This is a genomic window from Parabacteroides sp. ASF519 (assembly GCF_000364265.2).
Classification (GTDB): domain Bacteria; phylum Bacteroidota; class Bacteroidia; order Bacteroidales; family Tannerellaceae; genus Parabacteroides; species Parabacteroides goldsteinii.
In genome coordinates, this window is sequence record NZ_AQFV02000006.1 from 6,560,111 (window position 1) to 6,585,794 (window position 25,684).

Below are 25,684 nucleotides of genomic sequence, written 5' to 3' on the forward strand. Positions count from 1 at the left end.
AATAAAGGTTATATTTGCAACATCGTATGAAGGTCAGTCACAGCGGTGACGGATTTACGATGATATAAATTATAAGTTAAGCATTTTAAGATATTATTCTGGAAACACAAAATTTCCCGTTTTTAGATTTCCATCAAGAATAATAGCAACAAAATGCCCATGCTAGTTGTATATACTTATGTGTATAAATATTGGCGTGGGCTGTTGTCTATTATTTGGATGGAGAGGTAAGGGAAATACCTGTGTTTCCAGTAATAGTGGCAGTCACACGCCTTTTTTGTACCCAAAAACTGCCGCATTTAAATCTTATAAGTGTCACAAGCAGCTTTCTTTTCTTACACAAAAGATCATTGTTTTTGACTTTATCGAACTCACTATACTTAAAAGAGGGGTATAAATTTCAGGTGATAGCCTGATTAATTTAATATCGGTTAAGTAAGAACTGCCCGTCCGTGAGGATAGGCAGTTCATTTTAAAATAATAACGTTATGACACAACACAGTAAAAACGAAACATCGGAAGACGAGTTGCAAGCACAACTCTCCGCGCAGACAGAGTTAGTAAATCAGTTGACCGTAAAAAATATGGCCCTGGAGTATGATAACAATCGGTTACGGTCGTTACTTTATGAGTCATGGCGTAACAAAGGCAATATTCCTCCGGAAGAAGTCGACAGGTATGAACTTACCCCGATGCTTCTGGAAAACATGATGAAAATACTCCTGCAACCCGTGTACAAGTTTGATTTTAACAACCGTGTCCTGTTCGGTTTATGTGCCGTAGATATACGTACGCTCAAAGACCTGTTGGTTGAAATCAAAGTATTCAAGATGTATCATTTAAGATGCTTCAGAGGTTTCGGAACAAAATCATTCGAAAACGTCTACGACGTCCTCCATCAAAACGACATCCTCGACGAAAACAACGATAGTTATTTGTTCGAATTTATCTAAAAAAACGACTTATCTGCATCTATCTGCACACAACTCAACTCCGCCTATCCGACCGGTCGTAACTTTGCATTGTCAATCAGACGAAACAACAAAGTATCAACCTTAAAAACAATTAATTAAACGATGGCCCAGGGCTACAAATTAGTAACAAGAAAAGTGACCGACCTGAAAGGCGGTGCAGCACAGGAAAAAATTTATGCGATACCGGACTACAACGGGCATACCGACATGGATACATTGTGTGTCATGATCGGAGCGCGATCTACCGTTTCCAGCGCCGACGTAAAAGCGGTATTGGATAACCTTAATTTCATCCTCGACATGGAGCTGCGTGCAGGACGTATCGTCCAGTTAGGTGAGTTCGGTAATTTCCGCCTCTCGTTGTCCAGCAACGGCGCAAGCGACAAGAAGTCGTTCTCCCAGGCAGACGTGAAAGGGGCACGTGTGATCTTCACACCCGGCGCCTCCCTGCGTAATACCAAAAAGCTGGTCGCCTTCACCTCTACCGAAAAGAAAGAAGACGAAGGCAGCGGCTCCGAAGGGGGCGGCGGAGGCAGCGACAGACCGGAAATCGAGTAACCCGGCTAATTGAAAAATTTTCATTATCTTTGTTATCACGATGAAACCAACAACGCTTTCTATTAAAGAACTGAGTGCGATGTATTTTCCGCACAGCAGCATCCGCAGCGCCGGCGTACAACTGAAACGCTGGCTCGTGTATAACAAACCGCTCATGCAGGCCCTCACAGATGCGGGCTATTACAACGGACAAAAGATTTTAACTCCTAAACAGGTGACGCTCGTCTTTGATTTTCTGGGCGAACCCTGACTTTCCCGAGTGAAGAAACAAAGTGTACAATTATGGATTGCCGTGCTGCTGACCGCAGCCGGCATCCTCCTTTTATTTTTCGGCTTCTGGACGGCTCCGCTGGGAGAGATTCATAACAGTGTGCTGGTGGCCTTCGGTGAGACTGCAACGTTTGCCGGAGCGCTGTTCGGAGTCGATTATAAATACAAACAAAATCAATGAACCTTAGTAGAAATTTCACCTTCGAAGAACTCACATACAGCCGGATTGCCGTCGAAAACGGTCTTGAAAACGTACCGAACCCACAAGCGCTTCAAGCGTTGAAAAACCTTGTAGCCGACCTGCTCCAACCGCTTCGCAACCGCTACGGCAGTGCAATCGCCATCACAAGCGGCTACCGCAACGAAACGGTCAACCTGCTGGCCGGCGGCGTTAAAAACTCACAACACACGAAAGGCGAAGCGGCCGACTGCTACATCGCCGAAGGGCCGGAAAAGCTGCTGGAAGTACTGAAAGAATCCGGCATGCCTTTCGACCAGGCAATCCTCTACCGCCGCAAAAAGTTCCTCCATCTGTCTTATCGCGAAGGGTTTAACCGCCGGCAGGTACTTTACGGATAAATAAGAGACAACTGCAAAACACACCCTATAAATTCATACCATTAAAAATCTCCATGAAATTCAGCCTATTCATTCTCATCATCTTATTTTTCGCAAATTGTTCGAGCCGCAAGCACACCGCTTCCTTTTGCCAGCAGACCGACAGCCTGCTGCAAACCAGCCGCCTGACAGTTCAAACGGCCCGAATCCCCGAAAGCCGTGCCGACCTTTCCATTCCGGTCGCAACCCTCAAAGAGTTGCCTGCCGGCGCCGCCTTTATCCAAAAAAGCGGACAGGCAACAGCTGAAATCCGTTTCCTACATGACACGTTATTTGTCGCTGCCACCTGCGATAGCCTGCAAACGCTCGTCTGGCAATATGAGGAACAATTGGAGAGGCAGTCAAAACAAACAAAAGAGATCAGAAAAGAGACAGAAAGGAAATCCGGTTTGCCCCAAATCACGATTTTATTGACTTTCTTCCTAATCGCACTAATCATACTCTACAAATTTTCTCCCCACAAATCTGTCTGACCAGTCATATCAGAGGTCATACTCGCCTTCACCGAACAGCAAAAACGGACGGAGATACGAAAAAAAGTCCCTTCAGAACGATTGTTTATTAAAATAATCTTTACCTTTGTCACATCGTCTGTTATTGGACGACAACCAAAATTCATTAGTTATGGGGAAATTTATAAATCCCTTTACCGACTTCGGTTTTCACCGTATCTTCGGTTGAACGTTGGTTATATTTATTAAAACATATGGATACATTGGAAAGAATGCCTTTCAAGGCACGCAAAGCCGTCTTCGACAAATTGCTAGAAGTGGCAGATGTGGCTAATCTGAGCAAGGATGAACGTATCCTGTATGATGAAGCCTTGAAACGCTATCGCGATTATAAAAATACGATTGACTATGCGGAAGAGAAAGGTGTGGAAAAGGGAATCAAAATAGGTAAAGAAAAAGGTAAGACTGAGGAACAACGCCTTATCGCTGCCAATTTCAAAAAGCGGGGAGTCAACACAGAAATGATTGCCCAGTGTACAGGTCTGTCAATTGAAGAAATAGACAACTTGTAATCCACTCACTTTATTTATATGGATCAGCAAAGTTCGCGGTGCTCCCGAAAACTTTGCTGATAACCAAAATTCAAGAAATCAAACCATCTTCAACCCTATGATGGAGACGATTAAAGTCGTAATAAAAAACAACCGTCCCAAAGTAGCCGGTTCATGAAAAAAAAGAATCCCGACCAACACCGTACCGACAGCTCCGATACCGGTCCATACCGGATAAGCTGTACCTATCGGTAAAGTCTGTGTCGCTTTTGCCAAAAGATACATACTCAGAGTTACGGAGACCACAAATCCTATTCCCCACAGATAATATTCATTTCCTACCGTCTCCTTGGTCTTACCCAGACAAAAGGCAAAACATACCTCCAATAATCCCGCAACAATCAATATAATCCAACTCATAAACTCCGATATTTTAAATTTGGCTGCAAAGTTAAACTCCCCCCTCTCACCGGCTCTTTACATTTGATAAGAAATAACGGCAGAAGGTTACAAAAAAATCCTTTTTCAAAGGTAACTTTTAGTACTTTTGTAAAAACGATTGGATAACCTATGGATATACATGAGATCATAAACAAAATATACCCGATGCCGGAATCTTCAGTAGACAAGCTGAAGAGGCTCTTGTCAAAGGTTACATATCCTAAAGGCCACCTCATATTGGAAACGGGCAAAACCGAGACAAATCTATTTTTTATCGAGAAAGGGATTGCAAGGGCTTATATCCCTGTCGACGGCAAAGAAGTAACCTTTTGGATCGGCAGGGAAGGCAGCACCATCGTTTCATTGAAAAGCTACGTGAACAACCGGCAAGGATATGAAACTGTCGAACTGATGGAAAACTCGGTGCTGTATATGCTGAAACGCAAAGAACTCTATGAGTTATTCGAAGAAGATACACATATCGCCAACTGGGGACGCAAATTTGCAGAAACAGAATTCCTGCAAACAGAGGAAAGGCTTATCTCCCTCCTGTTTACAACCGCATCCGAACGTTACAGGGAACTGCTGAAAGACAATCCGGATTTACTGCAAAGAATGCCGCTGGAATGCCTCGCCTCCTATCTGGGAATCACCCCGGTAAGCCTTAGCCGGATAAGGGCGAAGCTAAAACGGGAGCATTAAAATAAAATTCAATTTATTCGACAAATTACCCCAATCCGGCTGCGGGAAATAGAAAATGCGCTGCCAAAACTATTTTATGTGCCGTTAATTCTTTACATTTGCCACAAAAATTAGCGGACATGATAGATTGCAAGGATGAACATATATTAAACGTCATTAATTATCCCGAGGATTTACGCAAGTTGCCTCAGGAGAAATTGGGCGAGGTATGTGAAGAGTTGCGGCAATACATAATAGATATACTTTCTGAAAACCCCGGCCATCTGGGAGCCAGCCTCGGTACTGTCGAACTGACCGTCGCCCTGCATTATGTCTTCAATACGCCCTACGACCGGATCGTTTGGGACGTCGGACATCAGGCTTACGGGCACAAAATCCTGACCGGACGCAGGGAGGCTTTCCATACGCTCAGGAAATTCAAAGGAATCAGCGGTTTCCCCAACCCGGGAGAAAGTGAGTATGACGCTTTCATTGCCGGACATGCCTCCAACTCCATTTCGGCAGCCATGGGTATGTCGGTCGCCTCGGAACTGAAGGAGGAACACGACCGCCACGTAATAGCCGTGATCGGCGACGGGGCAATGACCGGAGGACTGGCTTTCGAAGGGCTGAACAATGCCTCTGCCAACCCCAACAACCTGCTGATTATCCTCAACGACAACGATATGGCTATCGACAACTGCGTCGGAGGATTGAGTCAGTATCTGGTTGACATCACGACCAGCCAGGCTTACAACAAAATGCGTTACGATGTGTACCGCGGCCTGCGGAAGATGAAGCTCATCAACAATGACCGCCGGGGAATATCCTGCGTTTCAACAACAGCCTGAAAGCGCTGCTCACCCAGCAACATAATCTGTTTGAAGGTTTCAGCATCCGTTACTTCGGCCCGTAGACGGGCACGATGTGAACTACATGATAAAGCTGCTGAACGATATAAAAGACTTGCAAGGCCCCAAGCTACTGCATATCAAGACAAAGAAAGGAAAAGGGTTCAAGCCTGCCGAGGAATCGGCTACCGAATGGCATGCACCGGGCAAGTTCAACAAAGAAACAGGCCAGCGCATCATCGTGCACAACCTGGATGAGCCGCAATTGTATCAGGACGTCTTCGGACATACGCTGGTGGAACTGGCGGAAAAGGATGAGCGGATCGTGGGTATCACTCCCGCCATGCCGACCGGAAGTTCCATGATCTATATGATGAAGGCATTCCCTCAACGGGCCTTCGATGTCGGGATAGCCGAAGGTCACTCGGTGACTTTCTCCGCCGGACTGGCGAAAGAAGGAATGATCCCGTTCTGCAATGTCTACTCCTCTTTCATGCAGCGGGCATACGATAACCTGATACACGACGTCGCTCTGCAAAAACTGCATATGGTGATCTGCCTGGACCGTGCCGGACTGGTCGGCGAAGACGGTGCCACGCACCACGGGGTGTTCGACCTGGCTTACCTCCGTCCGATCCCCAACCTGACGGTTGCCTCGCCACTCAACGAGTTGGATTTGCGGAACCTGATGTACACGGGCTACAAGGAGGCTACGGGCACGTTCGTAATCCGTTATCCGCGAGGGAAAGGCGAGAAAAAGGACTGGCGTAACGAAATGCATGTCCTGCCCATCGGAAAAGGGAAGAAATTGAGCGAAGGAGACGATATCGCTGTTTTATCTATCGGACCGATTGGAAACGATGTGATAAAAGCAATTGAAGAAGTAGCCGGTGAAGGAATATCGGTTGCACATTATGACATGATTTACCTGAAACCGATCGATGAAGAATTACTGGACGAAATAGGCAAAAAGTTCAAACGCGTCATTACCGTAGAGAACGGTGTAGCAAAAGGCGGACTGGGTAGTGCGGTTCTTGAATTTATGGCAGACAACGGATATACTCCGCGGGTGAAACGCATCGGTATACCCGACACATTCATTGAACACGGGTCGATCCCCGAGTTATACAAATTGTGCGGCCTGGATGCCGGCAGCATAGCCGGAGAAATCCGAAAGATGATGAACGATTAATTATTAATGACGATTTGCCGGACGATGCGGCAGGTGGAATGAGTAACAATTGATAAAATGAAAATTATTATTGCCGGGGCAGGCGAAGTGGGTACGCATCTTGCAAAGATGTTATCGCAGGAAAAACAGGATATCATCCTGATGGACCCGAGTGAGGAACGGTTGAACATCACCAACACCAATATGGAGATACTTCCTATGGTTGGTAATCCGACTTCGATCCGCGACCTGGAAGAAGCCGGCATAAAAAAAACAGACCTGTTCGTCAGCGTTACTCCGGAAGAGACAACGAATATTGCGGCAAGTATCCTGGCCTCCAAGCTGGGAGCACGCAAAACTCTGGCACGTATCAACAACTACGAATATCTGTTGCCTAAAAACAAAGAACTGTTCGAAAAGCTGGGCATCCACTCGATGATCTATCCGGAAATGTTGGCAGCCAAAGAGATCGTCAACGCGATACGCCGCCCGTGGACACGCCAGTACTGGGAACTGTTCGGAGGAGCCCTGATCCTGATCGGGGTGAAGGTTCGCGAAAACTCCCGCCTGGTGAACAAACAACTGGCCGAACTGCTGAACGAACAGAAGCTGTACCATATCGTTGCCATCAAACGGCAATATGAAACGATTATCCCCCGCGGTACCGACCTTGTCCTGCCCGGCGATATCGTTTTCTTTACGACGACCAAAGAACATATCAAAGACGTGCAGATGCATGCCGGCAAGAAAGACCCGGAAGTAAAGAAAATCTTTATCATGGGAGGCAGCCGCATCGCTATCCGCACCAGCCAGTATCTGCCGAATAATATCCGCGTAAAGATACTGGAAACAAACAAAGAGAAAAGTCACCGCATAGCCGAGGTAGTGCCGAGCAATGTCCTGATCATCAACGGAGACGGACGCGACACGGAGCTACTGATGCAGGAAGGGATCAAAGACGCACAGGCGTTTGTCGCTTTGACAGACAATTCGAGTACGAATATCCTGGCTTGCCTGGCTGCCAAACGTTTCGGCGTATTCAAGACAGTCGCCAAGATCGAGAATATCGACTATATCCCGCTGGCCGAGAATATGGATATCGGTTCGGTAATCAACAAGAAGCTGATTGCCGCCAGTCATATCTATCAGTTCCTGCTGGATGCCGACGTGTCGAACGTGAAGTTCCTGACCTTTGCCAATGCCGACGTGGCCGAGTTGGTGGCACGCCCCGATTCGAAAATCACCCGCAAACAGGTGAAAGACCTGCACCTGCCGAAAGACCTGACGCTGGGCGGACTGATACGCGACGGCGAACCGATGATGATTAAGGGTGACACACAGATACAGGCATACGACCACGTGGTGGTATTCTGCCTGGAGACTGCCATGCGTAAACTGGAAGATTATTTTAATTAGTATGTTTTAGTATGTTACTGAATATACGTTTCATAATAAAAATGCTGGGGATGATGTGCATCCTCGAAACACTGTTTATGCTGATGGCAACAGTGGTCGCTTTCCTGTACAAAGGAGGCGATTTCTATCCATTGCTTATCTCCAGCGGAATCCTGTTCGGGGTCGGCATATCGCTCTATGCCATCGGTTTCCGTGCAAACGAATACACAGCCGGCCGACGGGAAGGGATGCTGACGGTTACGCTTACCTGGTTGCTGCTCTCGTTGCTGGGAATGTTGCCTTTCTATTTGGGAGGATATATCGACAATATAACGGATGCTTTCTTTGAAACCATGTCAGGCTTCACGACCACCGGATCGACCATTCTCACCGATATAGAAGCTCTGCCTAAAGGCGTCCTGTTCTGGCGAAGTCTCACTCAATGGCAGGGAGGTATCGGTATGATCGTATTTACCGTAGCATTGATGCCTATCCTGGGAGGCGGAGCGACACAGATGTTTAATGCCGAAACACCGGGGATCACACACGAACGGTTCCGTCCGCGTGTAACACAGGTCGCCAAACGCCTGTGGGGGGTTTATGTGTTCCTTACCGTCCTGCTGATCGGGTTGTTATGGATAGGCCCGATGAATTTATATGACGCGGTAAACCATGCCCTGACAGCGATTTCTACCGGCGGATATTCCACCAAAAACGCCAGTATCGCTTATTGGCACTCGGCTTATATAGAATATGTTATCACGATATTTATGTTTATCGGGGCGACTAATATCACCCTGATCTATTTCTGCCTGAACGGAAATATAAAGAAGTTGTTTTTCGATGAAGAGTTTCGCTGGTTCTTCTGGTTCGTCCTGATCATGACGGGAATAACAACCGGCTGGATCATGTATCACGGATTCTTTACAGACTTCCCGACAGCTTTCCGGCAGGCTGCATTCCAGGTGGTTACGCTGGTTTCGACCTGCGGCTTCGCGACAGAGAATTATATTCCCTGGGGACCTTTCTTCTGGATGATCGCCCTGATACTGATGTTCATCTGCGGTTGCGCTGGCTCGACCTGCGGAGGGCTGAAAATGGGACGTTTCGTGATCCTTTCCAAAAACCTGTTCAACGAATTCAAGAAACAAACCCATCCGCATGCCATTATCCCGGTAAGGATGGATTCACATATCGTATCCGGCGAGGTCGTACACCGCGTACTGGCTTTCGCTTTTGCCTATATGTCACTGATCGTACTCAGCTGTGCCGTGCTGATGCTCGACGGGTTGGGCTTTGAAGAATCGATCGGTGCTGCCGTCTCAGCCATCAGCAATGTCGGGCCGGGACTGGGCAAACTGGGGCCGGTAGACAACTTCTCGGAAGTTCCGGTCGTATCCAAATGGTTCCTTTCCTTACTGATGATGACAGGACGTTTGGAGATATTTACTGTATTGACATTACTTGTTCCGGGATTCTGGAAACAATAAAATAGATTTGATATGAAAACACGTACAATATTCCTTACAATCATGAGTTGCCTGTTCGTAGGACTGGCAGCCGGCGCACAAACCTCCGCACAGCGGGAAACAGCCGATTTACTGCCGGAAGGTACTTTCACCAACGGAATAGAAGGTCCGGCCACCGACAAAGCCGGCAATCTGTATGCCGTTAACTACGGAAAAGAAGGAACGATAGGCATTGTACGTCCGGACGGCTCGCACGAATGTTTCGTGACGCTCCCCGAAGGTTCGACAGGCAACGGTATCCGCTTCAACAAGGCCGGAGACATGCTGGTTGCCGATTACACCGGTCATAACATCCTGAAAGTCGACATGCAGACCAAAGCGATCAGCACGTATGCACATGAGTCCCGGATGAACCAGCCCAACGACATCGCCCTCGCCCCGGGCGGCAATCTCTATGCCAGCGATCCGGACTGGCCGAACCAGAAAGGGCAACTCTGGCTGATCACTCCCGACGGTAAAGTGACTCTGCTGGAAAGCGATATGGGGACGACCAACGGTATCGATGTCAGCCCGGACGGTAAAAAACTTTATGTTAACGAGTCTGCACAACTCAAAGTATGGATCTATGATATCAAGCCGGACGGGACACTCAAAAACAAACGGCTTTTCCACACCTTCGAAGGCTTCGGCATGGACGGAATCCGTTGCGATGTGAAAGGCAACCTGTATCTCTGCCGCTACGACAAAGGAACGGTAGCCGTTATAAATCCGAAGGGCAAGCTGATCCGCGAAATACAACTGAAAGGCAAAAAGCCCTCCAACATCACATTCGGAGGTCCTGACAACCGCCGCTGCTATGTCACCCTGCAAGACCGCGGCTGCTTCGAAACCTTCACTGCCGAACATCCGGGAAGAGAATAATTATTCACCTATTTGAATATTTCTTTAGGTCTGATATACGCTTTTGCTTAATTTTGCGTTATAATAGGTACGAATAACTAGAAGAGACGCAAAATGATAGAATATATTAAGGGGGATATCGTAGAACTGACTCCCACACAGATGATCATCGAATGTGCAGGGATTGGCTACGAACTTAACATATCTCTGACCACATACAGCGCATTCAGCGGTAAACCAACCGGGAAAATTTACGTATATGAAGTAATACGTGAAGATGCACACCTGCTGTTCGGTTTCGCCCAAAAGGTTGAACGCGAGTTGTTTTTATTACTGACATCGGTATCCGGTGTCGGTCCTAATACGGCACGTATGATCCTGTCATCTCTTCCTCCTTCCGAACTGATCCAGGTTATCGCCAACAAAAACGAAACGGCGCTGACCTCGGTAAAAGGCATCGGACAAAAAACTGCTCAACGTATCCTGGTCGACCTGAAAAACAAGGTGAAAGCCGGCGATTCGACGGTTGGGACGGGAACGGCTGCCACGGCAGGAAACGGTGCGGTGGCCGAAGAAGCGGTGGCCGCCCTGGTTATGCTGGGATTCCAAAAGGCTGCTTCACAAAAGGCAGTCAGTTCAATACTGAAAACCTCGCCGATGCTGGCTGTGGAACAAGTGATAAAAAGTGCACTCAGAATGCTTTAATAGTTGACAGGTAGGGGCTGTTCGCGAACCGCCCTTACAAATGACAGTTGACAATTTAAAATGAAAAAGAAGACTCTTAAATATCTTATCTGGGTTACAATACTGCTATTCGGGATCGGCATGCTCTCGCTGAATGCCAATTACCTGACTTATACGGCGTCCTTGCCGGATATCCAGTTGCTTGAAGGACAAGACGACATGCCCGACGGGAAGGATACTGTCCCGGCAACCCGCTATCCGGTATCCAAAACCGTGCCGGAGGGTGATGAAACCTATAAAGACCTCTTGAAAAAATCCCCGGTAGATTTACGCGATCCGGAAAACGTGAAAACCTTCGTTGAATACGATATCAGGACCGGACGATATGTTGTCCGCTCCCGTTTAGGGGAGAAAGACCTGATCACTCCGATCGACCTGAGTCCGGAAGAATATCAGAAATACAGCATGCAGGAATCGCTCCGTTCTTACTACCGCCAGAAAAACGAAGAAGAGTTTCAGAAGGAAGCAGACAAGAAGTTTAACCTGGCAGATATGCAGTTCGGTATCGGTGCGGCAGAACGTATATTCGGTCCCGGAGGTGTACGTGTAAAGACACAAGGGTCGGCCGAAGTCACATTAGGCTTGAAGCGGAACAGCACGAAAGACCCTTCACTCCCTGAACGCGCCCGCAGCAATACCATTTTCAACTTCGACGAAAGTGTGCAGTTGAATGTACAAGCCTCCGTCGGTTCGAAAGTGAATTTCGACATGAACTACAATACGGAAACCTCTTTCGACTTCGATTCCAAAAAGCTGAAACTGGCTTATACGGGCGAAGAGGATGAGATCATCAAATCACTGGAAGCCGGTAACGTGTCGATGACGACAAGCAACTCGCTGATCAACGGCGGAGCTGCCCTGTTCGGTATGAAAGCAGACCTTCAGTTCGGTAAACTGAGGGTGAACGCGTTGTTCGCACAGCAGAACTCGGAATCAAAAACAGTAAACTCCAAAGGTGGCGTACAGACCAAGGATTTTGAACTGAAGATCGATGAGTATGATGCGAACCGCCACTTCTTCCTGGCGCACTACTTCCGCAACAGATACAACGACGCTGTCAGCCAATTGCCTCAGATAAAAGCGACTCTGAATATTACCCGACTGGAAGTTTGGGTGACCAACACAAGAGGTAACTACGACCAGGCTCGTAACATCGTCGCTTTTACCGACATCGGTGAAAACGACGCATCCTATATGGCAAATCCCGGTGCATTCCCGATTAAGGACGGATCATATCCTGCCAATAATGCGAATGACCTATACAACCAAATGACCACCACCTATTCCGGTGCCCGTCAAATCAGCGATGTAGAAAGCGTATTAACCGGATTCACCGGAGGTTCCGAATATGAAGCCATAGAGAATGCCCGCTTGCTGGATCCGAACTCCGAATATATCTACGACAAACAACTGGGATATCTGTCCTTGAATATGAGTTTACAGGAAGGACAGATGCTGGCCGTGGCCTTTGAATATGAATATTCCGATGCCAGTGGAAAACGGACAGGAAGAGTCGGCGAGTTTTCCGACAGCAATCCGACGAATCCCAGCAACTGTCTGTATGTAAAGTTACTGAGAGGTACAAATATGTCTCCCCCCATGAAATATTGGGATTTGATGATGAAGAATATCTATTCCCTGGGTGCTTACTCTGTCCAGAAAGAAAAGTTCCGCCTGGATGTCATGTACCAAAGCGATACGACCGGTACTTATATAAACTATCTGCCGGAAGCACGCACCGACACGTTGTCCAGACAAATCTGGATACGCCTGATGGGAGCAGACCGCCTGAACGCCCAGAACGAATCGCATCCGGACGGATATTTCGACTTTGTGGAAGGATACACCGTACAGGCGTCCACCGGTAGGGTGATTTTCCCGACCATCGAGCCTTTCGGTTCCAGCCTGAAAGAAAAACTGGAAAAAGTTGTCAGTCCGGCAATTGCCGATAAATATGTATTCCAGGAATTATACGATACGACCCAGACTGCCGCCCGTCAGATCGCTGAAAAGAACAAATTCATTATGCGGGGAGAATATAAGGCCTCTTCCGCATCCGAAATACAATTGGGAGCCAGCAACGTGGCACGCGGTTCGGTACGCGTAACGGCAGCAGGTGCCACACTGACGGAAAATGTGGACTATACGGTCGATTATACATCGGGAACCGTTACTATCCTGAATGAAAGTATCATTGCTGCCGGAACTCCTGTCAGCGTTTCGCTGGAAAACCAGACGGCCTACAATATGCAGCGAAAAACAATGATGGGACTGGACCTCAACTACCAGTTCAATCCCGACTTCTCGCTGGGGGCCACCATTATGCATATGTCTGAAATGCCGTTGACGACCAAAACGGTATTTGGCGACGAATCCATCAAAAACACCTTGTGGGGATTCAACATCGCCTACAAGGCGGAAAGCCAATGGCTGACAAACACATTTGACAAACTACCGTTGCTAAACCTGACAAAACCCAGCCAGATAGCATTCACCGGAGAATTTGCCCATCTGATAGCCGGCCATTATGAGAACAAATATAGCGGAGGCTACTCTTATCTGGACGATTTCGAATCGACACAAAGCGGCTTCGACCTGCTGAACCCGTATCCGTGGAAACTCGCCAGCGTGCCTTGGGATAATAGCGCTAATGCCCTTTTCCCAGAAGCAAGCAAAACAAACGATATAGAATATGGTAAAAACCGTGCACTGCTGGCATGGTATTATGTGGACGGGTTATTCAACCGTAAAAATTCCAGTCAGGCTCCGACGCATATCCGTAATGATAAAGAACAATTATCCAACCATTACGTCCGCGCCATTTATGTAGACGAATTGTTCCCGGACAGAGACCAGGGTTACAATGAAACAAGTACGATCCAGGCGCTCAACCTGGCTTATTACCCGAATGAACGTGGTCCGTACAACCTGGATGCCGACTTTGTCAATCCTGACGGAACATTACAAAAGCCGGAAAATCGCTGGGGCGGTATCATGCGTAAGATCGACCAAAGCGACTTCGAAACAGCCAATATCGAATACATCGAATTCTGGATGCTCGACCCTTATCTCTATGAAGAACAAGAAGGTATTACGGCTAAAGGCGGTGACCTGTATTTCAACCTGGGCGAAATATCGGAAGACGTCCTGAAAGACGGAAAGAAATTCTATGAAAACGGATTACCTATCGATGGTGACAGAAGCAGGGTAGATTCCACTGTCTGGGGACTTGTTCCGAAGCAGCAGAGCACAGTCTATGCCTTCGACAATACGTCAGGCGCACGTGCAAGACAGGACGTCGGACTCAACGGTTTGTCGGCAGAGGAAGAACGGGATTATCCGGCATACAAGGAGTTTATTGAAAAACTTATGACAAAGTTATCGCCGGAGTTAATAGATGCAATGTTACAAGATGAATACTCTCCTCTGCGGAATCCGGGTACTGACAAATACCGTTATTTCCGTGGTACGGAATTAGACAGAGACACTGTCAGTATCTTAAACCGTTACAAACGTTACAATGGTACTGAAGGCAACTCCGCCGAAAGCGGAACTTCAGGAGAACGTTACGACACATCCGCCTCCAAAAATCCGGATGTGGAAGACCTGAATCAGGATAACACCATGAACAAGAACGAAAAGTATTTCGAATATAAAGTATCTATTCGTCCGGAAGACCTGAAAGTAGGGAAGAACTTCATTGTAGATATGAAAACGACCTATCCCAAATTACCAAATGGGGATAACGAAAATAACAACAGAAACAATCCGGCCAAATGGTACCTGTTCAAAATCCCTGTTAAGCAATACAACCGTACTGTCGGAGCTATCAGCGACTTCAAGAGCATTCGCTTTATGCGTATGTATATGACGCAATTCTCTAAACCGACCGTACTGCGTTTCGGAACATTCGAACTGGTACGCGGTGAATGGCGTTCATACGAGCAGGATCTGTCCGACCCGAAAGTTCCGCCATTATTCAATGGCACACTCGAAGTATCTTCTGTAAATATAGAAGAAAACAGCCGACGGACTCCTATTCCTTACATGACACCTCCGGGAGTAAGCCGTGTTGCTGACCCTAGCCAGCCTCAACTGACTCGTCAGAACGAACAGGCATTATCCATGAAGGTCAGTGACCTGGCTGCCAAGGACGCACGTGCCGTTTACAAGAATACTTATTACGATCTACGTCAATACAAACGGTTACAACTGTTTACCCACGCAGAAGCATTGCCTGAAGATGCGGATAATTACACATCCCTTGCCAACGGAGATTTGTCTGTATTCATTCGCTTAGGTTCCGACTATAAAAATAATTACTACGAATATGAAGTTCCGCTGAAAGTTACCCCGGTAAAAGGATCTTATGAGGCCGTAGAAATCTGGCCGGCGGAAAACATGCTTGACTTCCGTCTTGAAGTATTGACCAACCTTAAACTAAGCCGCAACAAGAAGAAACGGGCAGGAGACAAAGGTATTACATTCAATACCGTCTATTCAGAAATGGACGAGAATGGCAACACGATCAGCATCGTAGGTAACCCGAGCCTCTCGGAAGTAAAAACGATCATGATCGGTGTCCGTAACCGACAAAATGTAGTTAAAAGCGGTGAAGTCTGGATAAACGAACTCCGTCTGAGCGAGTTTAACGAAGAAGGCGGTTGGGCGGCCAACGCCAACCTGAACGTGGCTGTCTCCGACTTGGGTACGGTCAATGTGGGCGGACGTATCGAAACAGCTGGTTTCGGTGCCCTCGACCAGTCACTGGCAGAACGCCGCATCGACGACTTCACACAATACAACGTGGCTACTACCATCGAATGGGGTAAATTCTTCCCGGAAAAAGCGAAGGTCAGCATCCCGATGTATTATGCCTACTCCAAGGATCAGACAAAAGCAAAATATAACCCGCTCGATCAGGATATTAAACTGAGTGACGCCCTGGACGCTGTCGACACGAAAGCCGAAAAAGACTCTATCAAGAGTATGGCTGTCGACCAGACCGTCATCAAGAGTATCTCATTCAATAACGTAAGAGCGGATATCCGTAGCAAGACCCCGATGCCTTACGACCCGGCAAACTTCTCGATCGGCTATTCATTCAGCCAGACGAAAACGCAGAATCCGGAAACGGAATATGAAACGACCAAGGATTACCGCGGTAACTTCGCCTACAACTACACACCGTATGCGAAACCGTTCCGCCCGTTCCAGAAGCTGAAGAAGAACAACGGTTACACCCGTTACATCAAGCAGTTCAGCCTGAACTACCTGCCGTCGAACATCAGTTTCCAGACAGCCATGATGCGTAACTATAACGAAATGCAGCTGCGCGACTTGGAAAACACCGGCTACAAACCTGAAGTGACCTTCAGTTCCGAGTTCTACTGGGATCGTGCTTTCAGCCTGCGCTGGGACTTCACAAACAGCCTGAACATGACCTTTACCTCCGGAACAAATGCCCGGATCGAAGAGCCGTATGTACAGGTGAACAAAGAACTCGCCCCTGATAAGTATCAGATCTGGAAAGATTCCGTAAAACAAAGTATCGCCGACCTGGGTACGCCTTTGAAATACGACCAGACATTCAACGTGACCTGGAATATGCCGTTACAGTATATCCCGGTATTGGATTGGGTAAACAGTTCCGTCACTTACAACGCGCAGTATAACTGGGACCGTGGAGCCATTACCAACACCGAATATGAGCTCGGTAACACGATTACCAACCAGCGCCAGATCGACTGGCAGGGTAGCCTGAACTTGCAATCGCTTTACAACAAGAACAAGTTCCTGAAGAAAGTGAACCAGAAATTCTCGGCCACCCGTACCACGACCAAAAAGAAAGAACAGAAAGAGATCAAACTGGAAAGAGATATCCAACTGAATATGGACAGCGGAACAGTCGTACAACACGGTATGTTCACCAAGAAGGTGCGCATTACCGCCCGCGGAGCCGACGGCAAAGTCTATGCCATCAAATACAAACCGATCAACTTTGCACAGGTAATGATCCTGAACCAGGATACGGCTCATTTGAAACTGACTATCAAGCCGGGTCCGAAAGCGACGGAAGACTTCCTCTACAAAACGGCAGAATATGGCAGCCGCTTCCTGATGATGATACGCCGTATCAATATCCAGTATGCGACGACCGACGGTATGTCGGTTCCGGGATTCTCCCCAATGATCGGTGATATCTTCGGACAGGGCCGCTCGCCTTTCGGCCTGACACCGGGACTTGGCTTTGCTTTCGGAGCCGTGAACCGGGACTTTCTCTACGATGCCAAAGACCGTGGCTGGCTGGTTGAAAACACCAGCAACGTCAATCCGGCCGTCATGAGCAGTGCCAAAAACCTGAATATCCGGGCGAACCTGGAGCCTATCACCGGACTGAAGATCGACCTGAATGCCAACCGCGTCGATACCCGCAACACCGATATACAATATATGTATCCCGGTATGCCGGAACTGGCCGGAGGAAACTTTACGATGACGACTGTCGCATTGGGTAGTTTCTTCAAAGGCGTCGGCAATGCAAGTAATAACTATGCATCGGAAACATTCAATAAGTTTATCGAATACCGTGAGACTATTGCGAACCGCCTCGAAAGCCGCTATACAGGAACAACCTACCCGAATTCCGGTTTCCTGGGACAATCTCAATACGGAGGTAAAGAATATAATAAAGAACATGGCGGCGGAGTCAGCCATAACTCGGCCGATGTACTGATCCCGGCCTTCCTGGCCGCTTATACAGGGAAAGATCCTAATAAGATTTCATCCTCCCCGTTCCCGGCTATCCGCAGCATGCTGCCGAACTGGCGTATCACCTACGACGGACTGATCCGCATTCCGGCCATAAAGAAACATTTCAAGTCGGTCATGCTGACCCATCAGTATCGCTGTACTTACAATGTCGGTGCCTACGAAACTTATTCGACCTGGGTGGATGCCGGACTGGGTGACAACCTCGGATTTACACAGAATGCTTCCGAAGCTCCTATCCCGTCTTCACCTTACTCCATCTCTTCCGTCAGCCTGACGGAGAGTTTCAGCCCGTTGCTGGGAGTGGATGCGACCATGTTGAACAATATCACGATCCGTGCCGATTACACGACAACGCGTAATCTGAACCTGAATATCTCGTCTTACCAGATTGTGGAAGCACTATCTAATAAGTACACCATAGGACTGGGATATAAGTTCGCCGAGTTCAACAAGATATTGAAGATGAAGAAAACGCGTGATTTCAGCAATGACCTGACCGTGCGTCTGGACTTCTCATACAACAAGATGCAGTCATTGATCCGTAAGATCGAGGATAGCTTCACACAGGCAACCAGCGGTAATATTGCCAAAACGATCCAGTTCTCCGCCGATTACGGATTGAGCCGTGCACTGACACTGCGTGCTTTCTATGACTTGCAGATCAATGAGCCGCTGATCTCGAATGCATCTTATCCGACATCCAACTCCAACTACGGTGTTGCATTACGGTTCTCACTGGCACAGTAAACGCAATACAACACCGGTGCCTCCCGGCGCATAAGGTGTGAAGGAGGAAGGTGTTACAGTATGGAGTATTTCTTCAACTCCTGACGGAGCATTAACGCCCTGTTTTCCGTTATCTCATTCAGGAGTTTCCAGAAACGGTCGCTGTGGTTCATCTCTACCGTATGGCAAAGTTCGTGAAGCAGGACGTAATCGATCAGATGCCAGGGAAGCAGCATGAGCGAAAGGGAGAGATTGATACTTTTACGCGTACTGCAACTTCCCCAGCGGGTTTTGCTGTTCATGATCCGTACGCTCGTGAAAGTCAATTTATACCGGTCTGCCAACGTCTTCAGACGGTCCGGCAACAGACGTTTTGCCTCATGCCGCAATGCCTTCTCCAGAAAACCTTTCAATATGAGCTGAACCTCGTCCGATTCAAACCGGGTTTCCAGCGGACAGGCGATATGCAGGATACTGTTGTCCAATTTCATATAAAAATTGGCACGTTCCGTCCGGAAAATATGTAGCAGGAAAGTAGTTGTTTCCAATCTGGCAGTTTCATTCAGCAACGGACGTGCCGGATGCTTTTTCAGAGCGTTCAGAAGTTTTTGCCGGTTCTCTTCAATAAAGGACAACATTCTCCCCTCATCACCCCCGACCGGCATAGTGGCGGTGATCATTCCCTTTGATATTTTCAGCGTATAACGGGTAGCTCGCGGGGCAGTACGGAGAAGGATGGTTCCCAGATCGTTGTCGTATATCTTCTTTTCCATATCTACCTGCAAAAGTAATACTTTAAAGGCAAATAATATTACATCAGAAATGCTTATCTTTGCGCCCGGTATTAGATATTTAATAAGTATAAACAATATAAACAAGGCAATCATGAGCAAGAAAGCACTTTTATTAATCTGCGATGGCTGGGGAATCGGCGACCGTGGTAAAGATGATGTAATCTACAACACTCCCACTCCTTACTGGGACGAACTGTTGAAAACATACCCAAACTCTCAGTTGCAGGCTTCCGGCGAAAATGTTGGTTTACCTGACGGACAGATGGGTAACTCGGAAGTTGGCCACCTTAATATCGGTGCCGGCCGCATCGTTTACCAAGACCTGGTGAAGATCAATATCGCATGCCGCCAGAACACAATCCTCGATAATCTGGAAATCAAACGTGCTTACAGCTACGCCAAAGAAAACGGCAAACAGATCCATTTCATGGGACTGGTTTCCGACGGTGGTGTACACAGCTCATTGGAACACCTGTTCAAACTGGCGGATATCGCCAAAGAATACGGAATCGACAAAGCATATGTTCATTGCTTTATGGACGGTCGCGACACGGACCCGAGAAGCGGTAAAGGCTTTATCGAACAGCTGGAAAATCACCTGCAAACAACAGGCGGAAAGATCGCTTCCATCATCGGCCGTTACTATGCAATGGACCGCGACAAACGTTGGGAACGCGTAAAAGAGGCTTACGACCTGATCATGAACGGCACGGGTAAACCTTGCGAAGACATGGTTCAGGCAATGGAAGAGTCATACGCAGAAGGTGTAACAGACGAATTTATCAAACCGATCGTACACGTAGAAAACGGTAAGCCGGTAGCGACTATCGAAGAAGGCGACGTTGTGATCTTCTTCAACTACCGTAACGACCGTGCCAAAGAACTGACAGTCGTCCTGACTCAACAGGATATGCCGGAAGCCGGAATGAAGACTATTCCGAACTTGCAGTATTTCTGTATGACTCCGTACGATGCTAGTTTCAAAGGCGTTCATATCCTGTTCGACAAGGACAATGTAGAAAATACACTGGGCGAATTTCTGGCATCAGTCGGTAAAACACAGCTGCACATTGCCGAAACAGAAAAATATGCACACGTTACTTTCTTCTTCAACGGCGGACGCGAAACTCCGTTCGAAGGTGAAGACCGTATCCTGGTTCCGTCTCCGAAAGTGGCCACTTACGACCTGAAACCGGAAATGAGTGCTTTCGAGGTAAAAGACAAACTGGTTGAAGCCATCTACACAAAGAAATATGACTATATCGTTTGTAACTATGCAAATGGCGACATGGTAGGCCACACCGGCATTTACTCAGCCATCGAAAAGGCTGTTGTTACTATCGACGCTTGCCTGAACGACACTGTCGAAGCAGCCAAAGCGAATGGTTACGAAGTAATCATCATTGCCGACCACGGTAATGCCGACCACGCTTTGAACGAAGACGGCACACCCAACACTGCTCACTCTTTGAATCCTGTTCCATTCGTTTATGTAACAGAAAACAAAGACGCTAAAGTTGAAGACGGTATCCTGGCAGACGTTGCTCCTTCAATCCTTCATATCATGGGGCTGAAGCAACCGAAAGAAATGACAGGAAAATCATTGATCAAATAATTATTGTACCAATAGTAACTTTTCCCCTCTTGAGAGGGGGCAGGGGGTGTGTAAACTTCAATAACAAACCCTCATGTCCTCCCTGAAGAGGGGTATTTATTACCTCTTCCCTGATAACAAAATGATCCAAATAGACGACACTCTGGTCAGCCTGGACCTGATCGAGGCAAATTTCATCTGCGACCTTGCCCAGTGCAAAGGCATTTGCTGTGTGGAAGGTGATTCCGGTGCCCCGCTTGAGAAAAGCGAGATTGCCAAACTGGAGAAAGCGCTTCCGGTCGTATGGAACGACCTGTCACCCGAAGCCCAGGCAATTATCAACAAACAAGGCGTAGCCTATATCGACTGCGAAGGTGATATCGTCACCTCCATCGTTGACAACAAAGATTGTGTATTTACCTGTTATGACAGCGACGGTACTTGTAAATGTGCTATCGAGAAAGCCTACCGTGAAGGGAAACTGTCCTTTTACAAGCCGGTATCCTGCCATCTCTATCCTGTCCGTGTAACCCAATACAAAGACTTCCGGGCTGTCAACTACGACCGTTGGAAAATATGTAAAGCGGCAGAAATATTAGGACAAAAAGAGAAACTACCCTTATATAAGTTCCTGAAAGAACCGCTTATCCGCAAGTTCGGCGAGAAATGGTATGAAAGCCTGGTCGAAGTAGCTGAGGAGTGGAGAAAACAAAAGGAACAGGAAAAATTGGGTTAGTGCCAATAATAGATGTGCCTGTTTATGGAACACGGATAACGTGTCTTCTGTCAGACTATAGTATAAAGACTGTTTTTGACGTCCTCATAAACATTTTCAAGGACCTCATAAACATTCACGAGGGCGTCAAAAACATTTATGAGGCCCTCGTGAACAGAAATCATCCCTAGGTTATTCCGCTTTTCTTATCAGATCAGCCGTCTGGCCTTCCTCTTTCAGATAAGTTTCTATATGACGTTTTTTCTTGTCTTCCAGAATCTCATTGATCGCAATCAGGATACCGGTCTCTTCCACATCCCCAAATTCATGGTTGATGGCCGTCCCGAACACGCGCATCTTCGGTGAAAGGCTCATATAGGCATTCACCAGCGGCGGCACATTGATACCGAATTTACGTACTTCCTGATTCAATACCTTATAATTGTCCTTGAAGTTATCATAACGGAACAACTCCTTCATCTTCTCTATGTCCGTATCGGTTTCCAACGGATAGACCGGAGTCACCAGCTTATCCGCATCCGGAAAGTGCATCCCCAGAAAATAAAGAATCATATTACGTGCCTCCGTATTATACGTATTATACATCGTCACCTTCCCGAAATAATATTGCAAACTCGGATCGACTACCGACAAAGCTCCCAATCCATCCCACAAATTATCCAACACAAACAATCCTTTTGCGCCAGCACGTGTAGACTGATATTCCAAAGTAACGAAAGAACGGCCCAACTCGACCGTATAAGGGAGGAACTCTTTATTAAACTTTTCCGAGAAATTGAACAGATGCGAAGTAGCCAACATCGGCTTCCCGTTCTCATCGAACTTGACATCCGAACCGCACAGGAAACGGTAACCGCCCAGGATCTGCTCATCTTCCGGACTCCAGACAATCAACTGCCGATAAGCGTCCTCCATCGTATCGAACTCGTCGATATCTACCGGGAACCCCGTTCCCCCACCATAGTAACGAAATGCGATTTCCCGCAGACGCCCGATCTCCTGCATCACATGGGGAGCGTCGTGGGCTGTAACAATATATATTTCATTGTTTGACTTATTCGTGCTGCGGAGTTTCTTTTCTTTCGTCAACTCCGACTTCAGAAGAGCACGATCAGTCGGCTTAATAATGTCTTGCATATATTATAGAGTCTATGTTTTCCTGAGATTATAAGCAAGTTCCTTCACCCACTCGGCCCATTCGACCGGCTTCTTGCTGCTATCGAAAGTCTGCCACGGGACAGGCTTGCCAAAATGGATACGGAACGTTTTATGCTTAGACCGGAACATTTCATCCGGCAAATAAATCATTTCATAGTTCATCTTTATACCCAACCTCTTGCGCAGATTTGCCAACCGATAGAAGAAATTAGAGTTTCTTCCTTCGAAATATACTGGAACGACATCCCGCTGATGTTCGACTGCCTTCTGGATAAACGATTTCTTCCAGTCGGTATCCTGTATCTGTCCGTTTATCTTGCGCGAACAAAGTCCTGCGGGGAACGTCACGATCTGATTTTCGGAAGCATAAGCCTCGTCGATCAGCCGGGCATTATTTTTACCCTGCGCACCATGTTTGTTGATAGGGACAAAGATGGACCTTAGATTTGACAAGTAGAGAAGCAGGTCATTGACCAGGTAACGGATCTTTCCGTCATAATGCCGTCCGATCACTGCCGAGAGGCAGATACCGTCAAGCCCTCCCAACGGATGGTTGGAAGCAAAAATATAGCGGCCTTCCGCCGGAATGTTCTCTTCGTTCACCAGTTCCAGGGTCAGGTCAAAATAACCGATCAGTTCCTGCATAAAATCAACCCCATCCTTATCATGATAACGGGTTAGGATATCATTCAGTTCGTCCTGATGAATGGTACGAATCAGATAATTGACAATAAAACCGGGTATTTTACCGGCCACGGAGGGCGCTTTCTGCTGTAATACCTGTTTTACATCAATTTGTGTAATACCTTCTTGTGCCATCTTGCATAACTCTTGTCAGCAGCAAAGATATAGCTAATAATTAAATTTGAATGCATTCGGCAAAAGTTTTTAAGAAGTTTCAAGTACTTAAGCCATATGTTCTTCACTGCCGGATGAAATAAAACAGCACCTGTATCCGTTATACATTATACTATCTGACACGTATGCACGAACATGGAGATGCGAATTCTTCCATCGGAATTCATATTTTTTGCATAAGTTGAAACAAAATAATCAATAATTATGTTTTTATAAACAGAAATGAAGATGCATATATATACACAGACAGATGTTAATTAGCATAAACGGTTGTTTTAAAAGATAATAAGAAGAAAACCGGAGTCCCAGGTAAACCTTTTTTAATATAAACAGCCCGCTATTTTTACCTTTTTTGTGTAAATATTAAACTAAAATGAGCGTTATTTGTTCTGTTAAAAAGAGAAAGTATTTAGAATGAGGAAATCTACGATTTGGTTACTCGCAGTTGTGATGGCATTTGCTTTTGCTGGTTTGCTTTTCCTACAGGTTAAGTACGTGAGCATCATACTCAAAAAAAGCAGCGAGCAATTCAATGAAACAGTCAAAAGAAGCCTGCACCAGGTCTCAAAAAACCTGGAGTTGGATGAAACGCAGAGATATCTGGAAGAAGATCTTAAGCGTGACGAGAGTTATTATCTGCAAAATAACCAGGATCCCCAAGAGATTGCTCAGACAATCACCCAGCAGAAACTACAAATAAAGGATGCCAACGGTAATATACTGCAAATAGATCAGCTACACAGTTTCAGTCAGAAATTCGAACCGCTGTCATCGCTGGACAAAAAACAAACGTCCAATAATATTATCAGTACGTCCCAGGATCTGCAAAAAACACTTATGCGTCGTCTTAAATATCAGAATGCTTTGATGCAGGAAGTTTTGGTGAATATATTAAATACGGCAAACCTTAAACCGATTCAGGAGCGTGTCGATTTTAAGAAGTTGAACAATTACTTAAAATCAGAATTTATTAACAATGGTTTGAACCTGCCGTTCATATTTTTTGTTATAAACAAAGACGGGAAAACCGTGTACCAGAGTGGGGAAATAAAGAAGGAACCTATTGCGTCTGATATAATTACGTACGTATTGTTCCCGAACGATCCTCCCTCAAAACTGAATTATCTGAAAGTATACTTCCCTACAAAAGGTGACTATATTTCAAGTTCTGTAACATTTATTGTACCGTCTGTTCTTTTCTCGCTGATACTGTTGGTAACATTTATCTTTACCATATATATTGTATTCCGCCAGAAGAGACTGTCAGAAATGAAGAACGACTTTATCAACAATATGACGCACGAGCTGAAAACTCCGGTTTCCACTATCTCGCTGGCGGCACAGATGTTGAAAGACTCGGATATAACGAAAAGCCCCGATGTATTCAAACATATATCAGGCGTGATAAATGATGAAACGAAGCGATTAGGCTTCCTGGTTGAAAAAGTGCTTCAAATGTCGTTGTTCGAACGGCAGAAAGCAGCATTCAAACTGAAAGAAGTAGATGCAAACGACCTGGTGATCAGCGTAGCGAACACCTTCGTCCTGAAAGTAGAAAAGTATGATGGCTCACTCGACATTGACTTGCAGGCAACCGATTCGTCCATCTACGTAGATGAAATGCATATCACCAATGTATTGTTTAACCTGATGGACAACGCAGTAAAATACCGCCGTCCGGAAGTGCCGCTTACATTGATGGTAAGAACCTGGAACGACAACAACGGAAAGTTGCTGATCTCCGTAGAAGACAATGGTATAGGAATCAAGAAGGAATACCTTAAGAAAGTATTCGACCGCTTCTTCCGCGTACCGACAGGGAATGTACACGACGTAAAAGGTTTCGGTTTGGGACTGGCTTACGTCCGTAAGATTATCGAGGACCATAAAGGTACGATCCGTGCTGAAATGGGACCCGGAAATGTAGGAACAAAATTTATTATTACTTTACCTCTTATAAAAAGTTAGT

The 25,684-nt window shown here is 46.7% G+C and carries 19 protein-coding genes and 2 pseudogenes; 17 read left to right on the forward strand and 4 right to left on the reverse strand.

Annotated elements, in window-relative coordinates:
• Nucleotides 1-488 precede the first annotated feature (488 nt).
• The 7 genes and pseudogenes from C825_RS26440 to C825_RS27905 form a co-directional block, all read left to right on the forward strand.
• Nucleotides 489-953 (forward strand): hypothetical protein, encoded by a 465-nt coding sequence (locus C825_RS26440; RefSeq protein ID WP_010800777.1) that lies wholly within the window; start codon nucleotides 489-491, stop codon nucleotides 951-953.
• Nucleotides 954-1,076: 123 nt separating this feature from the next.
• Entirely contained in the window at nucleotides 1,077-1,532 is a 456-nt protein-coding gene (locus C825_RS26445) for an HU family DNA-binding protein (protein WP_010800778.1), read from the forward strand.
• A 40-nt stretch (nucleotides 1,533-1,572) separates the two neighbouring features.
• Nucleotides 1,573-1,782 carry a DUF4248 domain-containing protein gene (locus C825_RS26450; RefSeq protein WP_044215091.1) on the forward strand — a complete coding sequence of 70 codons (210 nt, stop codon included), beginning with the start codon at nucleotides 1,573-1,575 and terminating at the stop codon, nucleotides 1,780-1,782.
• Nucleotides 1,783-1,791: 9 nt separating this feature from the next.
• Complete coding sequence (locus tag C825_RS26455) at nucleotides 1,792-1,983, forward strand: hypothetical protein (protein WP_028726678.1); 192 nt, start codon at nucleotides 1,792-1,794, stop codon at nucleotides 1,981-1,983.
• On the forward strand, nucleotides 1,980-2,381 hold the full coding sequence (locus C825_RS26460) for a D-Ala-D-Ala carboxypeptidase family metallohydrolase (RefSeq protein WP_010800780.1): 402 nt from the start codon (nucleotides 1,980-1,982) through the stop codon (nucleotides 2,379-2,381). The genes C825_RS26455 and C825_RS26460 overlap by 4 nt, the downstream gene beginning before the upstream one ends.
• A gap of 53 nt (nucleotides 2,382-2,434) precedes the next feature.
• Nucleotides 2,435-2,893, forward strand: a complete 459-nt coding sequence (locus tag C825_RS26465; protein ID WP_010800781.1) for a hypothetical protein — start codon at nucleotides 2,435-2,437, stop codon at nucleotides 2,891-2,893.
• Nucleotides 2,894-3,099: 206 nt separating this feature from the next.
• Nucleotides 3,100-3,309 (forward strand): annotated as a pseudogene (locus C825_RS27905) (PD-(D/E)XK nuclease family transposase); the annotation flags it as partial.
• Between the two features lie 213 nt (nucleotides 3,310-3,522).
• On the opposite strand, the gene C825_RS26475 reads toward C825_RS27905, so the two are convergent.
• A complete protein-coding gene (locus C825_RS26475) occupies nucleotides 3,523-3,843 on the reverse strand; it encodes a DMT family transporter (protein ID WP_009859892.1) in 321 nt (106 codons plus the stop codon).
• 150 nt (nucleotides 3,844-3,993) lie between these two features.
• On the opposite strand from C825_RS26475, the gene C825_RS26480 reads away from it, so the two are divergent.
• From C825_RS26480 to sov, 7 genes and pseudogenes are all read left to right on the forward strand, one after another.
• Nucleotides 3,994-4,566, forward strand: coding sequence for a Crp/Fnr family transcriptional regulator (locus tag C825_RS26480; RefSeq protein ID WP_010800784.1), 573 nt, complete (start codon nucleotides 3,994-3,996; stop codon nucleotides 4,564-4,566).
• A 119-nt stretch (nucleotides 4,567-4,685) separates the two neighbouring features.
• A pseudogene (gene dxs / locus C825_RS26485) lies at nucleotides 4,686-6,588 on the forward strand (1-deoxy-D-xylulose-5-phosphate synthase).
• A 57-nt stretch (nucleotides 6,589-6,645) separates the two neighbouring features.
• Nucleotides 6,646-7,983 (forward strand): Trk system potassium transporter TrkA, encoded by a 1,338-nt coding sequence (gene trkA / locus C825_RS26490; protein WP_009859895.1) that lies wholly within the window; start codon nucleotides 6,646-6,648, stop codon nucleotides 7,981-7,983.
• Nucleotides 7,984-7,994: 11 nt separating this feature from the next.
• On the forward strand, nucleotides 7,995-9,452 hold the full coding sequence (locus C825_RS26495; RefSeq protein WP_044215090.1) for a TrkH family potassium uptake protein: 1,458 nt from the start codon (nucleotides 7,995-7,997) through the stop codon (nucleotides 9,450-9,452).
• Nucleotides 9,453-9,464: 12 nt separating this feature from the next.
• Nucleotides 9,465-10,352, forward strand: coding sequence for an SMP-30/gluconolactonase/LRE family protein (locus tag C825_RS26500; protein ID WP_010800785.1), 888 nt, complete (start codon nucleotides 9,465-9,467; stop codon nucleotides 10,350-10,352).
• 93 nt (nucleotides 10,353-10,445) lie between these two features.
• Nucleotides 10,446-11,036 (forward strand): Holliday junction branch migration protein RuvA, encoded by a 591-nt coding sequence (ruvA, locus tag C825_RS26505; protein ID WP_010800786.1) that lies wholly within the window; start codon nucleotides 10,446-10,448, stop codon nucleotides 11,034-11,036.
• Between the two features lie 60 nt (nucleotides 11,037-11,096).
• Nucleotides 11,097-18,596 carry a T9SS outer membrane translocon Sov/SprA gene (sov, locus tag C825_RS26510; RefSeq protein WP_010800787.1) on the forward strand — a complete coding sequence of 2,500 codons (7,500 nt, stop codon included), beginning with the start codon at nucleotides 11,097-11,099 and terminating at the stop codon, nucleotides 18,594-18,596.
• A 53-nt stretch (nucleotides 18,597-18,649) separates the two neighbouring features.
• On the opposite strand, the gene C825_RS26515 is transcribed toward sov, so the two are convergent.
• A complete protein-coding gene (locus C825_RS26515) occupies nucleotides 18,650-19,348 on the reverse strand; it encodes a M48 family metallopeptidase (RefSeq protein WP_009859900.1) in 699 nt (232 codons plus the stop codon).
• Between the two features lie 112 nt (nucleotides 19,349-19,460).
• Between C825_RS26515 and gpmI the strand changes: the two genes are divergently transcribed.
• Complete coding sequence (gene gpmI, locus C825_RS26520; RefSeq protein ID WP_010800788.1) at nucleotides 19,461-20,984, forward strand: 2,3-bisphosphoglycerate-independent phosphoglycerate mutase; 1,524 nt, start codon at nucleotides 19,461-19,463, stop codon at nucleotides 20,982-20,984.
• A gap of 121 nt (nucleotides 20,985-21,105) precedes the next feature.
• Entirely contained in the window at nucleotides 21,106-21,699 is a 594-nt protein-coding gene (locus C825_RS26525) for a DUF3109 family protein (protein ID WP_044215136.1), read from the forward strand.
• Between the two features lie 171 nt (nucleotides 21,700-21,870).
• On the opposite strand, the gene glsB is transcribed toward C825_RS26525, so the two are convergent.
• Together glsB and glsA are read right to left on the reverse strand one after the other, a co-directional pair.
• Complete coding sequence (glsB, locus tag C825_RS26530; protein WP_010800789.1) at nucleotides 21,871-22,836, reverse strand: glycine N(alpha)-acyltransferase GlsB; 966 nt, start codon at nucleotides 22,834-22,836, stop codon at nucleotides 21,871-21,873.
• 12 nt (nucleotides 22,837-22,848) lie between these two features.
• Nucleotides 22,849-23,676 (reverse strand): lyso-glycine lipid O-acyltransferase GlsA, encoded by an 828-nt coding sequence (gene glsA, locus C825_RS26535; protein WP_010800790.1) that lies wholly within the window; start codon nucleotides 23,674-23,676, stop codon nucleotides 22,849-22,851.
• A 453-nt stretch (nucleotides 23,677-24,129) separates the two neighbouring features.
• On the opposite strand from glsA, the gene C825_RS26540 reads away from it, so the two are divergent.
• A complete protein-coding gene (locus C825_RS26540; RefSeq protein WP_009859905.1) occupies nucleotides 24,130-25,683 on the forward strand; it encodes a sensor histidine kinase in 1,554 nt (517 codons plus the stop codon).
• Nucleotide 25,684 lies beyond the last annotated feature (1 nt).

Bases quoted from the DNA above. Each gene is read 5' to 3' on its own strand.
- C825_RS26440 (WP_010800777.1), top strand. From the start codon at position 489: ATGACACAACACAGTAAAAACGAAACATCGGAAGACGAGTTGCAAGCA.
- C825_RS26495 (WP_044215090.1), top strand. From the start codon at position 7,995: ATGTTACTGAATATACGTTTCATAATAAAAATGCTGGGGATGATGTGC.
- C825_RS26475 (WP_009859892.1), bottom strand. From the start codon at position 3,843: ATGAGTTGGATTATATTGATTGTTGCGGGATTATTGGAGGTATGTTTT.
- C825_RS26465 (WP_010800781.1), top strand. From the start codon at position 2,435: ATGAAATTCAGCCTATTCATTCTCATCATCTTATTTTTCGCAAATTGT.
- glsA (WP_010800790.1), bottom strand. From the start codon at position 23,676: ATGGCACAAGAAGGTATTACACAAATTGATGTAAAACAGGTATTACAG.
- C825_RS26445 (WP_010800778.1), top strand. From the start codon at position 1,077: ATGGCCCAGGGCTACAAATTAGTAACAAGAAAAGTGACCGACCTGAAA.
- C825_RS26480 (WP_010800784.1), top strand. From the start codon at position 3,994: ATGGATATACATGAGATCATAAACAAAATATACCCGATGCCGGAATCT.
- C825_RS26540 (WP_009859905.1), top strand. From the start codon at position 24,130: ATGAGGAAATCTACGATTTGGTTACTCGCAGTTGTGATGGCATTTGCT.
- C825_RS26515 (WP_009859900.1), bottom strand. From the start codon at position 19,348: ATGGAAAAGAAGATATACGACAACGATCTGGGAACCATCCTTCTCCGT.
- trkA (WP_009859895.1), top strand. From the start codon at position 6,646: ATGAAAATTATTATTGCCGGGGCAGGCGAAGTGGGTACGCATCTTGCA.
- gpmI (WP_010800788.1), top strand. From the start codon at position 19,461: ATGAGCAAGAAAGCACTTTTATTAATCTGCGATGGCTGGGGAATCGGC.
- sov (WP_010800787.1), top strand. From the start codon at position 11,097: ATGAAAAAGAAGACTCTTAAATATCTTATCTGGGTTACAATACTGCTA.
- glsB (WP_010800789.1), bottom strand. From the start codon at position 22,836: ATGCAAGACATTATTAAGCCGACTGATCGTGCTCTTCTGAAGTCGGAG.
- C825_RS26460 (WP_010800780.1), top strand. From the start codon at position 1,980: ATGAACCTTAGTAGAAATTTCACCTTCGAAGAACTCACATACAGCCGG.
- ruvA (WP_010800786.1), top strand. From the start codon at position 10,446: ATGATAGAATATATTAAGGGGGATATCGTAGAACTGACTCCCACACAG.
- C825_RS26525 (WP_044215136.1), top strand. From the start codon at position 21,106: ATGATCCAAATAGACGACACTCTGGTCAGCCTGGACCTGATCGAGGCA.
- C825_RS26450 (WP_044215091.1), top strand. From the start codon at position 1,573: ATGAAACCAACAACGCTTTCTATTAAAGAACTGAGTGCGATGTATTTT.
- C825_RS26500 (WP_010800785.1), top strand. From the start codon at position 9,465: ATGAAAACACGTACAATATTCCTTACAATCATGAGTTGCCTGTTCGTA.